Raw genomic sequence first — 15,435 nt, forward strand, 5'->3', positions numbered from 1 at the left:
AGATGAGCGAATACTCCCTCTTCACCTCCGAGTCCGTGTCTGAAGGGCATCCGGACAAAATCGCCGACCAGATTTCCGATGCGGTGCTGGACGCCATCATTGCTGAAGACAAGTTCGCCCGCGTGGCGTGCGAGACTCTGGTGAAAACCGGCGTGGCAATCATCGCAGGTGAAGTCACCACGTCGGCCTGGGTCGATCTGGAAGACATCGTCCGTAACGTGATTCTCGACATCGGCTACAACAGCTCCAATGTCGGCTTCGACGGCGCGACCTGCGGCGTGATGAACATCATCGGCAAGCAGTCCCCCGACATCAACCAGGGTGTTGACCGTGCCAAGCCTGAAGACCAGGGCGCCGGCGACCAGGGCCTGATGTTCGGCTATGCCAGCAACGAAACCGACGTGCTGATGCCAGCACCGATCACCTTCTCGCACCAACTGGTTCAGCGCCAGGCCGAAGCCCGCAAGTCCGGCCTGCTGCCTTGGTTGCGTCCAGACGCCAAGTCGCAAGTGACCTGCCGCTACGAAAACGGCAAGGTTGTCGGTATCGACGCCGTTGTACTGTCGACCCAGCACAACCCGGAAGTGTCCTACAAAGACCTGCGCGAAGGCGTGATGGAACTGATCGTCAAGCACGTGCTGCCTGCCGAACTGCTGTCCAAGGACACCCAGTTCCACATCAACCCGACTGGCCAGTTCATCATCGGCGGCCCGGTGGGCGACTGCGGCCTGACCGGTCGCAAGATCATCGTTGACAGCTACGGCGGCATGGCCCGTCACGGCGGCGGCGCGTTCTCCGGTAAAGATCCATCGAAGGTTGACCGTTCGGCGGCCTACGCCGGTCGTTATGTGGCCAAGAACATCGTGGCTGCCGGCCTGGCCGAGCGTTGCGAGATTCAGGTTTCCTACGCAATCGGCGTCGCTCAACCGACTTCGATTTCGTTGAACACCTTCGGCACCGGCAAGATCAGCGACGACAAGATCGTCAAACTGGTCCGCGAAGTGTTCGACCTGCGTCCATACGCGATCACCACCATGCTCGACCTGCTGCACCCGATGTACCAGGACACCGCTGCGTACGGCCACTTCGGTCGCACCCCGGAAACCAAAACCGTGGGCGACGATACGTTCACCACGTTCACCTGGGAAAAAACCGACCGCGCCGACGCTCTGCGTTCTGCTGCCGGCCTGTAAGACTTCTCCGGTTGTACAAAAAGCCCCGCACGGTTCGCCGTGCGGGGCTTTTTCATGAAGAAGATCCCACCTCGAAACACGCAGAATTACACCTCTGCACTCCACACTCGAAACCTGACTAGCCTTGAAAGCATCCCAACGAGCAAGGACGCTCTCGATGCTGCCCAACCTGCGCCTGTTTTTCGGTTTCCTGCTGACCCTCACCTGCCTGACCGCCAATGCCGCCGACTGCCCCGATTGGCCGCCGGCCCGCGCTCTGGACGAAATCAACGTACTGCAAAAGCGAATCGACCTCTGGGACGACAGCTATCATCGCGAAGGACGCTCTTTGGTCGCCGATGAACTCTATGATCAATCCCGCATACGACTAAGCGAATGGCGCGAATGTTTTGACTCGGGCCCTTCAGCCGAACCGTTGCGCACTGCCGGTGGCACGATTGCTCACCCCATCGTCCACACCGGCCTGGAAAAACTGCGCGATGGGCGCGCCGTCGAAGCCTGGCTGAAAAATCGGGATGAGGTCTGGATTCAACCCAAGGTCGACGGTGTGGCTGTGACGTTGATCTATCGCAACGGCTGGCTGCACCAGGCGATCAGTCGTGGTGACGGGATAACCGGCCACGACTGGACTGCCTCAGCGCGCCAGATCGCCGCCATCCCTCAAAAACTTCCACAACCGCTCGACCTGCTGTTGCAAGGCGAACTCTATTGGCGCCTGACCGAACACGTGCAAGCCGAGGCCGGCAGCCTCAATGCCCGCGCCACGGTGGCCGGGTTAATGGCACGCAAGACGCTGAACCCCGAGCAAGCCGCCGGTATCGGCGTGTTCGTCTGGGACTGGCCACAAGGCCCGAAAAGCCTGCCCGCCCGCGTGGCGGCTCTGGATGAGCTGGGATTCCCGAGCACCGCGCCCTACAGCCAGCCGATCGAGGCATTCGCCGATGCCGAACGCTGGCGCGATTACTGGTATCGCTCGCCCCTGCCCTTTGCCAGCGACGGCGTCGTTTTACGACAGAACCAGCGCCCACCCGCCGAGCGCTGGCAGGCGAAAACGCCTTTCTGGAGTGTCGCCTGGAAGTACCCCTTCGCCCAGGCGTTGGCCGAGGTGCGCAAGGTCCACTTCAAGATTGGACGGACCGGCCGGATCACACCGGTGCTGGATCTGGCACCGGTGATGCTCGATGACCGGCAGATCAAGCGTGTCAGCGTCAGCTCCCTGCAGCGCTGGGAAGCGCTGGACATTCGTCCCGGCGATCAGGTCGCCATCAGCCTGGCCGGGCTGACCATCCCCAGGCTCGACGGTGTGGTATTGCGCAGCACCGAACGTCCTGAATTGAACGCACCGCTGGCAGCAGATTTTCATCCGTTGAGTTGCTGGCAGCCGACACCCGGATGCGAAAGCCAGTTTCTCGCACGGCTGGCCTGGCTCAGCGGCAAACAGGGGCTAGCCTTGCCGCATGTCGGGCCGGGCACCTGGGAGAAACTGCTCAAGGCCGAACGTCTCGACAACCTGCTCGATTGGTTGACCCTCGATGAGCAAGAGCTTGCTAACATTGACGGCTTCGGCGAACGCAGCAGTGCTCGTCTTTTGAACAGTTTCAACAGCGCCCGGCAACGACCGTTCGCTCGCTGGCTCAAAGCCCTGGGCTTGCCGCCGACCGGCCAGGCACAGCTCGCCGATTCATGGCAGGTGCTGGCGCAACGAAACACCGAACAATGGCAGGCCGAAACCGGCATCGGCCCGGGACGCGCGGCGCAACTGAGCGCATTTTTCCGCGACCCGCAGGTCCTGGCCTTGAGCGAGACATTACGTGTTGCCGGGATTGACGGTTTTTAGCAGCCGGCGACGCCCGTCAGCCTGGGAACCCATAGGTACCGATGCGCTCAAACAGCCCATCGCTACATCGATTTTTTCACCTGGAGCCTTTATGAAACTTCTTTCACCGCTCGCCTTGTTGACCCTGTGCAGCGTGATGGCCGCTCCATTAATGGCCGACGAAGACGCCCCGGGTCTGACCGGCTGCGCCGCAAAAAAACAAGGCATCATCAACCAGATTGAACTGGCCAAGTCTCACGGCAACGCCGATCAACAGGCTGGCCTGGAAACCGCCCTGAGCGAGGTCACCGCCCATTGCACCGACGCTTCCTTGAAGAAGGAAAGGGAAAACAAGGTGCTCGACGCCAAGCACGAAGTCAGCCGGCGTCAGGCCGACCTCGACAAGGCGATGAAAAAAGGCGACGCCGAGAAGATCAACAAGCGCAAAGACAAACTGGCTCAATCGCGCAAGGATTTACAGGACGCGCTCGACGAGCTGGATAAGTAATCCGGTTTGAACACGCCGCCTCAATGATCCCGAAACTCTTTATGGCAGGCACTACAGGCGTCTTCGACTTTCTGCACCGCCGGCCCCAGGTTGCTGGCCTTGTAAGGTTGAACCTGGCTGGCGATCACCAGTTCACCGGTGGCGCCTTCGAGGGTGCGGGCCATTTCCTGGAAGCGTGCCTGCTTCTGCCAGACATCATCCTTCGCGCTGGTGTGATCTGCTTCGCGCACCTGCGGGAAATGTTTCCACGGCTCATGGGACAACGCGTCGAGCTTCACGGCACCGTCGGCGAATTTCGGGCCATCGAACGGAATACGCCCACGCAACATGCCACCCAGGTCTTCGCCGGTCTTGAGCATTTGCTTGAAGATCGCCTTGCGCTGGCCCAGAGGCGAGTTCGGGTCGACACCGCCGCAGGCGGACAAGGTCAGGCAGGCCAGCAATACAACAGAGAGTCTTTTAAGAGTCATGGTGGCTTCAGATCACTGGAAACGGCGGCCAGTATCCTCGCGTCACCGGCAAAGACCAATAGCCCTATTATCAATACGGGTTGTTTGAGCGCATGGAGCACTCAGGCAACCGGCAAAGGAATTACTCCATGAACAGCCGTTTCAAGGCGTGGCGTCACAACCTGGCCTGGACCCTTCCGATGGTGGCCATACTTGCTGGCTGCACCGGTGGCGACAGTAGCAAACCGAAAACCCACGCACTGGCGACCTACTCCAGCGCTACCTGGGAAGCCCTTCCAGTGGTGTCCGACAATGACCTCGTCGCCGGTTTTGGCTCGTGGCGCAGCGCCTGCACCCGACTCAAGGCCGACCCGGTCTGGGGTGGCACCTGTGCCGCTTCCGCCAACGTGCAGCCAACCGCCAGCGACATCCGTGGTTTTCTCAAACAGAACCTCGACGTCTACGGCCTGCGCGCCGCCAATGACAACCCCAACGGCCTGATCACCGGTTACTACGAACCGGTGTATCCCGGCAGCCTGACCCAGACCAAGCAAGCGAACATCCCGGTGTACGGCGTGCCCGAGGACATGATCATCGTCTCGCTGGACAGCATTTACCCGGAACTCAAAGGCAAACGCCTGCGCGGACGACTCGAAGGTCGCGTGCTCAAGCCTTATGACGATGCAGCAACCATTGAAACCAATGGCGTGAAGGCGCCAGTGATTGCCTGGCTGACCGACCCGATGAACCTGCAGTTCCTGCAAATCCAGGGTTCGGGGCGCATCCAGCTCGATGACGGCCGTCAATTGCGCATTGGTTATGCCGACCAGAACGGCCACCCCTATCGACCTATCGGCCGCTGGCTGGTGGATCAGGGCGAGCTGAAGAAAGAAGAGGTAACCATGAGCGCCATCGATAACTGGGCCAAGGCCAATCCGACGCGCATTCCCGAACTGCTCGGCAGCAACCCCAGCTACGTGTTCTTCAATCGCAACCCGGACAGCAACGAAGGGCCGCGCGGTTCGCTGAATGTGCCATTGACCGCGGGTTATAGCGCGGCAGTGGATCGCAAGGTGATTCCGCTCGGTAGCCTGTTGTGGTTATCGACGACGCGACCGGACGGCAGCGCACTGGTGCGTCCGGTGGCCGCTCAAGATACCGGCGGCGCGATTGCCGGCGAGGTCCGCGCGGACCTGTTCTGGGGCACGGGCGAGGCGGCCGGGCAATTGGCCGGCGACATGAAACAGCAGGGGCAGATCTGGATGCTCTGGCCAAAAGGGGCGGCGTTGCCTCAGGTGCCGCAGGTGGCTGACAAACTTTAGAAGCAAAAGATCACAGGCTGCGCCAGCTTCAACATCGAGAGCGTTCGTCGCAATATCGCGAATGAACATCGATCCCTGCAGGGAATGGCGCAGCCTGCGATCCTTTGATCTTGCCGTTAAACAGACACCACAAAGAAACTGACAATCAGCCCCATGCCAATGGCCCACACCAGCGACCGCAGAATCGCCCAGTCCGCCAGATAGCAAATGATGTACAGCAGCCGACTGGTGATGAACAACACCGACAGCACATTGATCGTCACCAGTTCGGCATTGCCGGCCAGATGCGCCACGATCACCGCCGCGGCAAACGCCGGGGTCACTTCGAAGCTGTTCAACTGCGCCGAATGCGCACGCCTGGCCACGCCTTCGAGCGAATCCAGAAACGCCCTTGGGTCGTGATTCTGTTTCAGCCCGAACTTGCCATTGCTGAACTTGGCGACGCCTGTGCACAGATAAGGCAAGCAGATCGCAATCAAAATGCACCACAGAGCAACCGTCATAACGCAGTCCCTTCTTCAAGTTGTAGAGAATCGAATTCCATCAGCGGCGACTAAAACTTCATCACCAACATGCCGATCAATACCAGTCCACAGGCTAAGAGCCGTGGCCTGCCAAAAGGTTCTTTGAGGTAGCGCATGCCGAACAGCACCACCAGAATCACGCTGATCTCGCGCAGCGCCGCTGCCTCGGCAATCGATCCGAGCTGCATGGCCCACAGCACCAGAGCGTAGCTGAACAATACGCAGAACCCGACCGCCAACCCCAACCGCCACTGCTCACGCCAGAACAGCATGAACGCAGGGCGTTTGCGCACCAGCGCCAGCAATGGGAACGGCCAGGCACTGAGCACTGTGACCCAAACCAGGTAGTCCAGCGGATGGGACCAGCGCCGCAAGGCCTGGCCATCGATGAAGGTGTAGCAGCCGATGCACAAGCCGATCAGCGCCACCACCGGCAGCATCGACCACGGCAGGCGCACCCCGCCACCGCCCTGCCAGAGCAGGCACACCATGCCGAACGGGATGAGCAAAATCCCGAAGATCTGCTGAGCCGTCAGCACTTCTCCGGCGAAGATCAGCGTCAGCGCCAGCACCACCAACGGTGACAGGCCACGCATCAACGGATAGACCAGGCCGAGATCGCCGACCCGATAGGCCTGGATCAACAGGTAGCGATAGAGCAACTCGAATGCCGCCGACGCAAGAATCCACGGCCACATATCCAGTGGCGGCAGCGCCACGAAGGGCAGCATCAGCGCGACAAACAGCAACGCCACGCTGTCCATGCAGGCCACCACCAACAGCCGCTCCGCGCTGAACTTGATCAGGGTATTCCACGCCGCGTGCAACAGCGCCGCCACCAACACCAGAATCGTCGCAAGCACAGCACACTCCTTGTATTGCCCCTACATCGCGGGACAGAGATTTGATTCGCCATATGTCCGCAGCTGTTTATACTGCAAGCGACCACGCCGCACTCAGTTGCGCACAGACTAATTCCAATAATTCCTGCCTCTGCCCGCTCTCATCGAGAACGGTCGTCGGCCTGCGTATGCCTGATCAAAGCGTCAAGACTACCGACAGAGACCTTGCGCATGCCACTCGCCTTGCTTGCACTGGCCGTTGCCGCTTTCGGCATCGGCACCACTGAGTTCGTCATCATGGGCTTGCTGCCCGATGTCGCCCGCGACCTCGCCGTGAGCATTCCTCATGCTGGCCTGCTCATCACCGGTTATGCCCTGGGCGTGGTGTTCGGTGCGCCGATTCTCGCGGTCGGCACCGCCAACATGCCGCGCAAAGCCACACTGCTGGGCATGACGCTGATGTTCATTCTCGGCAACATCCTCTGCGCCCTGGCGCCGAACTACGCCACCTTGATGGCCGCACGAGTGATCACCGCGCTGTGCCATGGCGCGTTTTTCGGCATCGGCTCAGTGGTCGCCGCCAGTCTGGTGGCACCGAACAAACGAGCCCAGGCAATTGCCATGATGTTCACCGGCCTGACCTTGGCCAACGTGCTGGGCGTGCCATTAGGCACTGCGCTGGGGCAATACGCCGGCTGGCGCTCGACCTTCTGGGCAGTGTCGGTGATTGGCGTGATTGCGGCCATTGCGCAGTGGGTCTGGCTGCCCAAGGAAATCCCCATGGACAAAGCCAACCTGGCCAGCGAATTCAAAGTGCTGGGCAAGGTCAATGTGCTGCTGGCGCTGGGCATGAGCGTGCTGGCGTCCACCAGCCTGTTCAGCGTGTTCACTTACATTGCGCCGATCCTGCAGGACATCACCGGCGTCAGTCCGCATGGCGTAACCATCATGTTGCTGTTGTTCGGGGTCGGCTTGACCGGGGGCAGCATGCTCGGCGGCCGATTGGCGGACAGTCGTTTGCTGCCTTCGCTGGTGGGGATGACATTGGCCGTGGCCATCGTGCTGGCCGCCTTCAGCCAAACCAGCCATTCAGTGATACCGGCGGCGATCACGCTGGTGTTGTGGGGCATCTTCGCGTTTGCGCTGTGTCCGATCCTGCAATTGCTGATTATCGATCAGGCCCATGAGGCGCCAAACCTCGGGTCGACCTTGAATCAAAGTGCATTCAATCTCGGCAACGCCGCCGGGGCGTGGATTGGCGGGCTGGTGGTGGCCAGTGGCGCGGACCTGGCGGACTTGCCGTGGACCGGCGCACTGGTCAGCGTATTCACGCTGCTGACGGCGCTGCTCTTCATCTACCTGCAACGTCGCAGTGCTGCCGCAATCAACGTCTCTGGCTGACATTGATCATTTTTTGATCTTCTGCGGTTCGGATTCCTGAGTCCGCTCCGCAGAGGTCTTCGGCGGCCCGCTTTCACTGCGAATCTGCGCGTGACTGATCAGCGCGAAGATAAAACTGCCGCCAATAATGTTCCCCACCAGCGTGGGACCTGCGAACACCCACCAGAAATCCTTCCACGGCAACTCGCCGGCAAACACCAGGTAAGAAACCTCGACCGATCCGACCACGATGTGGGTGAAATCGCCCAGCGCCATGAAATAGGTGATGAGGATGATGATCCACATCTTGGCGCTTTCCATGGACGGGATCATCCAGACCATGGTGGCGATCATCCAGCCGGAGATGATGCCTTTGGCGAGCATCTTGCCGGCATCGTTCTCCATGACCTTGCGCCCGATCTCAAGGAAGGCCAGATCGGTCTTGCTGTCGAATATCGGCAGGTGCAGCATCACATATGCCACCAGCAAGGTGCCGCAGAGGTTGCCCACCAGCACCACCGTCCACAGCCGCAGCAACCGACCGACATTACCCAACGTTGGCTTGCTCATGATCGGCAGCACGGCGGTCAGGGTGTTTTCGGTGAAGAGTTGCTGACGGGCGAGAATCACCGCGAGAAAACCGGCGCAATAACCGAAGCTGGCGATCACCTTGTAGCCTTCGCCGTCCGGCAGGCGCGAGTTGAGCAGTCCCATGCCCATCAGCGACAGGCCCATGGTCAGGCCGGCAGCCAGCGCCGACCACCACAGTGCCGCAACGCTACGTTCGAGTTCCTGATCGCCTTGGGTGCGAATGATTTCGTGCAGCACCGCCGCACGCGGGGGCTGGTTTTTATCGACCTCGCGCTGTTCCTGTGCCGAGAGGTCCGGGGTCTTGCCGTCGTTGGGCGTGTCCATAAGGCTGCTCCTGAACCGGTGGCGTGTCGTTTACGTACGACACGCGGAGTTCGGAGCTGTTCACTACCCGGGGGAAACGCAGCAAACCCTGTGGCGAGGGAGCTTGCTCCCGCTCGGCTGCGAAGCAGTCGTAAGCTGACGTGAAGCCTGCCTGAAAGAACCCAATGACAGATTTCAGGGCCGCTTCGCGCTGGAGCGCCAGCCCGGCCCAACGGGAGCAAGCTCCCTCGCCACAGAAACAACAATCACCCGCCGATCTCGTCATCCTTGAACTGGTCTTTGACGTACCTGATCTCGGTCCGACCGTGCGGCATGGGCAGGCCGTCTTCGCCCAGGTTCACGAACACCATCTTCTCTACCGTCAAAATGCTCTTGCGAGTGATCTTGTTGCGCACTTCGCAGGTCAGAGTGATCGAGGTGCGACCGAACTCGGTGGCGGTGATGCCCAGCTCGATGATGTCGCCCTGACGCGAGGCGCTGACGAAATTGATTTCGGAAATGTACTTGGTGACCACGCGCTGATTACCCAACTGGACGATGGCGTAGATCGCTGCTTCTTCGTCGATCCAGCGCAGCAGGCTGCCGCCGAACAGCGTGCCGTTGGGGTTGAGGTCTTCGGGTTTTACCCATTTGCGGGTGTGGAAATTCATACTCACTCCTGACCGTCTTGCCGATTGATGCCGGCCATCATGGCAGAGCCCGGACTAGAGCTCTATCAAGCATCGACTATGGTCTCGATTACCGTTCGGACATTGACCAACAGAAACGCTTTGGAAGATCAGCATAGCCCGCTATAATCGCCCCCGTTTCAAAACGGTCATGTTTGATTGATACCGTTTTCCCGCCACCTGTCCGAGGGGCGCTGCAGCAGGTTCAACCTGTCAGGCTCGGATGGGGCGTTGACTGGCCACGGCCAGACACTAAACGCACAACGGCGCCCATTCGCATACATTACGAATGGAGGCTCTTCATGAGCGCTGTTATCACGCCTGTAGATTTTAACGATTACAAAGTCGCCGACATGTCCCTGGCTGCCTGGGGCCGTCGCGAAACCATCATCGCCGAATCCGAAATGCCAGCCCTGATGGGTCTGCGTCGCAAGTACTCCGTTGAGCAACCGCTCAAGGGCGCGAAGATCCTCGGCTGCATCCACATGACTATTCAGACTGCCGTGCTGATCGAAACCCTGGTTGCCCTGGGTGCCGAAGTACGCTGGTCGTCCTGCAACATTTTCTCGACTCAGGATCAGGCCGCCGCTTCGATCGCCGCTGCCGGCATCCCGGTGTTCGCCTGGAAAGGCGAGACTGAAGAAGAGTACGAGTGGTGCCTGGAGCAAACCATCCTCAAGGATGGCCAGCCTTGGGATGCCAACATGATCCTCGACGACGGCGGCGACCTGACCGAGCTGCTGCACAAGAAGTACCCACAAGTACTGGACCGCGTCCACGGCGTCACCGAAGAAACCACCACCGGCGTTCACCGTCTGCTGGACATGCTGGCCAAGGGCGAGCTGAAAATCCCGGCCATCAACGTCAACGACTCGGTGACCAAGAGCAAGAACGACAACAAGTACGGCTGCCGTCACAGCCTGAACGACGCGATCAAGCGCGGCACCGACCACCTGCTGTCCGGCAAGCAAGCGCTGGTCATCGGTTACGGCGACGTGGGCAAGGGCTCGGCCCAGTCCCTGCGTCAGGAAGGCATGATCGTTAAAGTCTCCGAAGTCGACCCGATCTGCGCCATGCAAGCCTGCATGGACGGTTTCGAACTGGTTTCGCCGTTCATCGACGGTATCAACAACGGTACCGAAGCGAGTATCGACAAAGCGCTGCTGGGCAAGATCGACCTGATCGTGACCACCACCGGCAACGTCAATGTTTGCGACGCAAACATGCTCAAAGCCCTGAAGAAACGCGCTGTGGTCTGCAACATCGGTCACTTCGACAACGAAATCGACACCGCTTTCATGCGCAAGAACTGGGCATGGGAAGAAGTGAAGCCGCAGGTTCACAAGGTTCACCGCACCGGTCCAGGCGCTTTCGACGCTCAGAACGACGACTACCTGATCCTGCTGGCCGAAGGCCGTCTGGTTAACCTGGGTAACGCCACTGGTCACCCAAGCCGCATCATGGACGGTTCGTTCGCCAACCAGGTTCTGGCGCAGATCTTCCTGTTCGGCCAGAAGTACGCCGACCTGTCGCCAGCCCAGAAAGCCGAGCGCCTGACCGTTGAAGTACTGCCGAAGAAACTCGACGAAGAAGTGGCCCTGGAAATGGTCCGCGGTTTCGGCGGCGTGGTCACTCAACTGACCAAGCAACAGGCTGACTACATCGGCGTTACCGTCGAAGGCCCGTTCAAGCCGCACGCTTACCGCTACTGATCGGTCCAGCAGTCCGCTCCCCATGGGAGCGGACTTATGCAGGAACCACGCTTCCTGTAGGAGCGAAGCTTGCTCGCGAACGCTTCACCGCGGTGCTGCTGAAAGACCGCGGCGCCTGCTTCGCGAGCAAGCTTCGCTCCTACAGGAAGTACGGCGCCTACAAGGCTTACGTGTTTCCAAGGATATGACCATGTCCCAAGAACGTCGCTACAGCTTCGAATTCTTCCCGACGAAGACCGATGCTGGGCATGAAAAACTGATCGCCACTGCCCGTCAGCTGGCGACCTACAATCCCGACTTCTTCTCCTGCACCTACGGCGCTGGCGGTTCGACTCGTGATCGCACCCTCAACACCGTGCTGCAGCTGGAAAGTGAAGTCAAAGTCCCAGCCGCTCCGCATCTGTCTTGCGTGGGTGACAGCAAGAACGATCTGCGCGGCCTGCTGACCCAGTACAAGGCAGCCGGCATCCAGCGAATCGTCGCGCTTCGCGGTGACCTGCCCTCGGGCATGGGCATGGCCAGCGGCGAGTTGCGTCACGCCAATGACCTGGTTGAATTCATTCGTGAAGAGACTGGCGATCATTTCCACATCGAAATCGCCGCTTACCCGGAAATGCATCCGCAAGCGCGCAATTTCGAAGACGATCTCAACAACTTCGTGCGCAAGGCCAACGCCGGTGCCAACAGTGCGATCACCCAGTACTTCTTCAACGCCGACAGTTATTTCTACTTCGTCGAGCGTGTACAGGCGAAGGGTGTGAACATCCCGATCGTGCCGGGGATCATGCCGATTACCAACTACAGCAAGCTGGCGCGCTTCTCCGACGCTTGCGGTGCGGAAATCCCGCGCTGGATCCGCAAGCAACTGGAAGCCTACGGCGACGACACCCAGAGCATTCAAAGCTTTGGTGAGCAAGTCATCACCGAGATGTGCGAACGCCTGTTGCAAGGTGGCGCACCGGGGCTGCACTTCTACACACTGAACCAGGCTGAACCGAGCCTGGCGGTGTGGAACAACCTGAAGTTGCCGCGCTAATAGCCGTTAACGCAAGATCAAGAGATCGCAGTCTTCGGCAGCGCCTCCAGGGGAATATGTACCTCTGCAGGCGCCGCCGAAGGCTGCGATCTTTTGCTTTTAATGCCCGATCCAGAGCTTCTGGATCCGGTTTCTGGCTCTTTATGATTTCTCGTCGTAATCTCAAGCCATGCCCCTGATCACCCAGTTACTGACCGTGCTTCTATTCACTTGCCTGAGCTTCACCGCTCGCGGCGAGAAGCTGCGTATTGTCACCGAACCCTGGGCGCCCTACGTCTATGAAGAAGGCGGCAAGAACCTCGGGCTCGACTACGAAACCACGGCCATCGTCTTCAAACGCCTGGGGATTGACGTGGAATGGCAATTCTTGCCGTGGAAACGCTGCCTGTCGATGCTTGAGCAAGGCCAGGCGGACGGTGTGCTGGATATTTTCCACAGCGATGAACGCGAAGCGACCCTGCTCTACCCCAGCGAACCGCTCTCGCAAGTCGAATTCGTGATGTTCTACGCCAATGAACGGCCGTTCCCGTTTCGCACCCTGGACGACCTGAAAGGCCTGACCATCGGCACCTCGCCGGGCTACCTGTACAGCAAGGATTTCAGCGAATCGACGTTGTTTACCCGGGAACCGGCGCCTACCCATGAAGCCAACTTCGGCAAACTGGTGCGTGGGCGGATCGACCTGTTGATCACCGATCGCCGGGTCGGCCAGCACTTGCTCGATCAACTGGACATCCGCGACAAGATCACCGAGAACCCGACCGTCATCAGCCAGCAGAGCCAGTATCTGGCGGTGCGCCGCAATGCCGGGATGGATTTGCTGGTGCAGCGTTTCGGCGCCGAGCTCAAGCGCTTCAAGCGCGAACCGGCCTACGCCGAACTGAGCGCCCGCTATGGTGCCGGTCCGGCTGCCGAAGCCCGGGCCGCCAGCGCCACCGCAACCGGTGGAAAAACCGTTGAGCAGCAGGAAAGCGGCGCACAGTGATTGCTCTGTTATACTCCGGCCTTCCCGCCAGGCTCACGCCCGGACGCTCGGACTTGTTCAAGGCATCTCGATCCCGCTACAGCGCAGCTTTTCAGCCCGCGCGAGCGCTCCAGACGAGCCTTCGAGGCCCAGCAGGACCGGACGGGATTGCGTCCTCTTAAACGCCATTCGCGCCAGGCAAGACTCCCATTGGGCCAAGCCCTAACTAAAACAGGATTACTCATGTCCTTTGCTTCCCTCGGTCTCTCCGAGGCTTTAGTCCGCGCCATCGAGGCAGCGGGCTATACCGAGCCTACTCCGGTGCAACAGCGGGCCATTCCCGCCGTGTTGCAAGGTCGCGACCTGATGGTTGCGGCTCAGACAGGTACTGGTAAAACCGGTGGCTTCGCCCTTCCGATTCTGGAGCGGTTGTTTCCCAACGGTCACCCGGACAAATCCCAGCGTCACGGCCCGCGCCAACCACGCGTACTGGTCCTGACCCCAACCCGCGAACTCGCGGCTCAGGTGCACGAGAGCTTCAAGGTCTATGCCCGTGACCTGAAGTTCGTCAGCGCCTGCATCTTCGGTGGCGTCGGCATGAACCCGCAGGTTCAAGCCATGTCCCGTGGTGTCGACGTGCTGGTGGCCTGCCCAGGTCGCCTGCTCGACCTCGCCGGCCAAGGCAGTGTCGATTTGTCCCACGTGGAAATCCTGGTGCTGGACGAAGCCGACCGCATGCTCGACATGGGCTTTGTCCATGACGTGAAAAAGGTCCTCGCCCGCCTCCCGGCCAAACGGCAGAACCTGTTGTTCTCGGCGACGTTCTCCAAAGACATCACCGACCTCGCCGGCAAGCTGCTGCACAACCCGGAACGCATCGAAGTCACGCCACCGAACACCACGGTCGAGCGGATCGAACAACGCGTATTCCGTCTGGCCGCCAGCCACAAGCGTTCGTTGCTGGCACACCTGATTACTGCCGGCGCCTGGGAACAGGTGCTGGTATTCACTCGCACCAAGCACGGCGCCAACCGCCTGGCCGAGTACCTGGACAAACACGGCCTCACCGCCGTCGCGATCCACGGCAACAAGAGCCAGAACGCCCGCACCAAGGCCCTGGCCGACTTCAAGGCCGGTGAAGTGCGCATCCTGGTCGCCACCGACATCGCTGCTCGTGGCCTCGACATCGACCAGTTGCCTCATGTGGTCAACTTCGAACTACCAAACGTCGACGAAGATTACGTACACCGTATCGGTCGTACCGGCCGTGCCGGTCGTTCGGGCGAGGCGATCTCGCTGGTCGCTCCGGACGAAGAAAAACTGCTGAAAAGCATCGAGCGCATGACCAAGCAGAAAATCGCCGACGGCGACCTGATGGGCTTCGACTCCAGCGCTGTGGAAGCCGAGAAACCGGAGGTCCGCGAGCGTCCGGATGTGCGTAACCCGCGCGCCCCACGTGGCCCACGCGGTGACGGCCCGAACGGCAGCGGTGGTGGTGGCGGTCGTAAAGACAAAGGCAAGGACAAGGGTGGCAAGGAAAAACCTGCCGCCGGCCGTGGCGAGCGCCCGGCCCGTGAACACAAGCCACGCGAAGGCACTCCGGCCCGCGAGCAACAGCGCCCGGCCCCTCGCGCTGCCGCCGACCGTGCTCCGGACGAGTTCCTGGACGACGATATCGATAACTTCGGTAACCGCGTCGACTACGTGCCTCAAGCCAAACCGGCTCAGGGCCGTGGCCGCCGTCCGGGCGCACCGGCACAAGGCGCTGGTGCTCCACGCACCGGTCAGCCACAAGGTCGCCAGACCGGTCCGCGCAACAGCAGCGGCGCAACCACCGGCACCCCACCGGCCAAGCGCAGTGGCCCGCGCAACGGCGCTCCACGTGACGGCCAGGCCCGTCGCGAAGAGTCCCGCAACCGCCGTCCGGCCCGTGACGACCAGTCTCGTTCGGAACCGGCCGTGCAGAACCCGCGGAGCCCGGCACCGAAGATCATTCACAAGGAGTCGAAAAGCGATCGCTTCCCGACCCCTGAGCAACTGGATCAACTGCCAGGCCGTCCGCGCGGCGAAAAACCAGCATTGCTGACCCGCAACCGCTGAGTTAGC

At 60.5% G+C, this 15,435-nt stretch carries 14 protein-coding genes and 1 riboswitch; of the genes, 9 read left to right on the forward strand and 5 right to left on the reverse strand.

The genetic code is table 11. The features are described from left to right. The first annotated feature begins 2 nt into the window (after nt 1–2). The 3 genes from metK to LOY28_RS27555 all read left to right on the forward strand — a co-directional run bounded on the left by metK (nt 3) and on the right by LOY28_RS27555 (nt 3,517). Nucleotides 3–1,193 (forward strand): methionine adenosyltransferase, encoded by a 1,191-nt coding sequence (gene metK, locus LOY28_RS27545; RefSeq protein ID WP_007937912.1) that lies wholly within the window; start codon nt 3–5, stop codon nt 1,191–1,193. Between the two features lie 157 nt (nt 1,194–1,350). Further along, on the forward strand, nt 1,351–3,030 hold the full coding sequence (gene ligB / locus LOY28_RS27550) for an NAD-dependent DNA ligase LigB (protein ID WP_258612780.1): 1,680 nt from the start codon (nt 1,351–1,353) through the stop codon (nt 3,028–3,030). A gap of 91 nt (nt 3,031–3,121) precedes the next feature. Then, nucleotides 3,122–3,517 (forward strand): DUF1090 domain-containing protein, encoded by a 396-nt coding sequence (locus tag LOY28_RS27555; RefSeq protein ID WP_018928748.1) that lies wholly within the window; start codon nt 3,122–3,124, stop codon nt 3,515–3,517. Nucleotides 3,518–3,537: 20 nt separating this feature from the next. Here the strand turns inward: LOY28_RS27555 and LOY28_RS27560 are convergent, their stop codons facing one another. Further along, nucleotides 3,538–3,987 carry a cytochrome c gene (locus LOY28_RS27560; RefSeq protein WP_086944420.1) on the reverse strand — a complete coding sequence of 150 codons (450 nt, stop codon included), beginning with the start codon at nt 3,985–3,987 and terminating at the stop codon, nt 3,538–3,540. A gap of 128 nt (nt 3,988–4,115) precedes the next feature. Here LOY28_RS27560 and LOY28_RS27565 point away from each other — a divergent pair, with 128 nt between their 5' ends. Next, a complete protein-coding gene (locus tag LOY28_RS27565) occupies nt 4,116–5,288 on the forward strand; it encodes a murein transglycosylase A (protein ID WP_258612781.1) in 1,173 nt (390 codons plus the stop codon). A gap of 116 nt (nt 5,289–5,404) precedes the next feature. Here LOY28_RS27565 and LOY28_RS27570 read toward each other — a convergent pair whose 3' ends face one another. Together LOY28_RS27570 and LOY28_RS27575 are read right to left on the reverse strand one after the other, a co-directional pair. Next, nucleotides 5,405–5,791 (reverse strand): MAPEG family protein, encoded by a 387-nt coding sequence (locus tag LOY28_RS27570; protein WP_018928745.1) that lies wholly within the window; start codon nt 5,789–5,791, stop codon nt 5,405–5,407. A 50-nt stretch (nt 5,792–5,841) separates the two neighbouring features. After that, on the reverse strand, nt 5,842–6,675 hold the full coding sequence (locus tag LOY28_RS27575) for an EamA family transporter (RefSeq protein WP_018928744.1): 834 nt from the start codon (nt 6,673–6,675) through the stop codon (nt 5,842–5,844). Between the two features lie 210 nt (nt 6,676–6,885). Between LOY28_RS27575 and LOY28_RS27580 the strand changes: the two genes are divergently transcribed. After that, nucleotides 6,886–8,055, forward strand: coding sequence for an MFS transporter (locus LOY28_RS27580; RefSeq protein ID WP_138866434.1), 1,170 nt, complete (start codon nt 6,886–6,888; stop codon nt 8,053–8,055). A 6-nt stretch (nt 8,056–8,061) separates the two neighbouring features. Here LOY28_RS27580 and LOY28_RS27585 read toward each other — a convergent pair whose 3' ends face one another. Continuing rightward, nucleotides 8,062–8,949, reverse strand: coding sequence for a formate/nitrite transporter family protein (locus LOY28_RS27585; RefSeq protein WP_258612782.1), 888 nt, complete (start codon nt 8,947–8,949; stop codon nt 8,062–8,064). A 245-nt stretch (nt 8,950–9,194) separates the two neighbouring features. Then, entirely contained in the window at nt 9,195–9,599 is a 405-nt protein-coding gene (locus tag LOY28_RS27590) for an acyl-CoA thioesterase (RefSeq protein ID WP_018928741.1), read from the reverse strand. Nucleotides 9,600–9,797: 198 nt separating this feature from the next. Continuing rightward, nucleotides 9,798–9,896: riboswitch (S-adenosyl-L-homocysteine riboswitch) on the forward strand. A 23-nt stretch (nt 9,897–9,919) separates the two neighbouring features. Here LOY28_RS27590 and ahcY point away from each other — a divergent pair. The 4 genes from ahcY (at nt 9,920) to LOY28_RS27610 (ending at nt 15,429) form a co-directional block, all read left to right on the forward strand. Beyond that, a complete protein-coding gene (gene ahcY, locus LOY28_RS27595) occupies nt 9,920–11,329 on the forward strand; it encodes an adenosylhomocysteinase (RefSeq protein WP_019580644.1) in 1,410 nt (469 codons plus the stop codon). Between the two features lie 190 nt (nt 11,330–11,519). Then, nucleotides 11,520–12,365, forward strand: a complete 846-nt coding sequence (gene metF / locus LOY28_RS27600; protein ID WP_018928739.1) for a methylenetetrahydrofolate reductase [NAD(P)H] — start codon at nt 11,520–11,522, stop codon at nt 12,363–12,365. 169 nt (nt 12,366–12,534) lie between these two features. Further along, nucleotides 12,535–13,350 (forward strand): ABC transporter substrate-binding protein, encoded by an 816-nt coding sequence (locus tag LOY28_RS27605; protein WP_018928738.1) that lies wholly within the window; start codon nt 12,535–12,537, stop codon nt 13,348–13,350. A 222-nt stretch (nt 13,351–13,572) separates the two neighbouring features. After that, a complete protein-coding gene (locus tag LOY28_RS27610; RefSeq protein ID WP_258612783.1) occupies nt 13,573–15,429 on the forward strand; it encodes a DEAD/DEAH box helicase in 1,857 nt (618 codons plus the stop codon). Nucleotides 15,430–15,435 lie beyond the last annotated feature (6 nt).

Source organism: Pseudomonas sp. B21-017, assembly GCF_024749245.1.
GTDB lineage: Bacteria > Pseudomonadota > Gammaproteobacteria > Pseudomonadales > Pseudomonadaceae > Aquipseudomonas.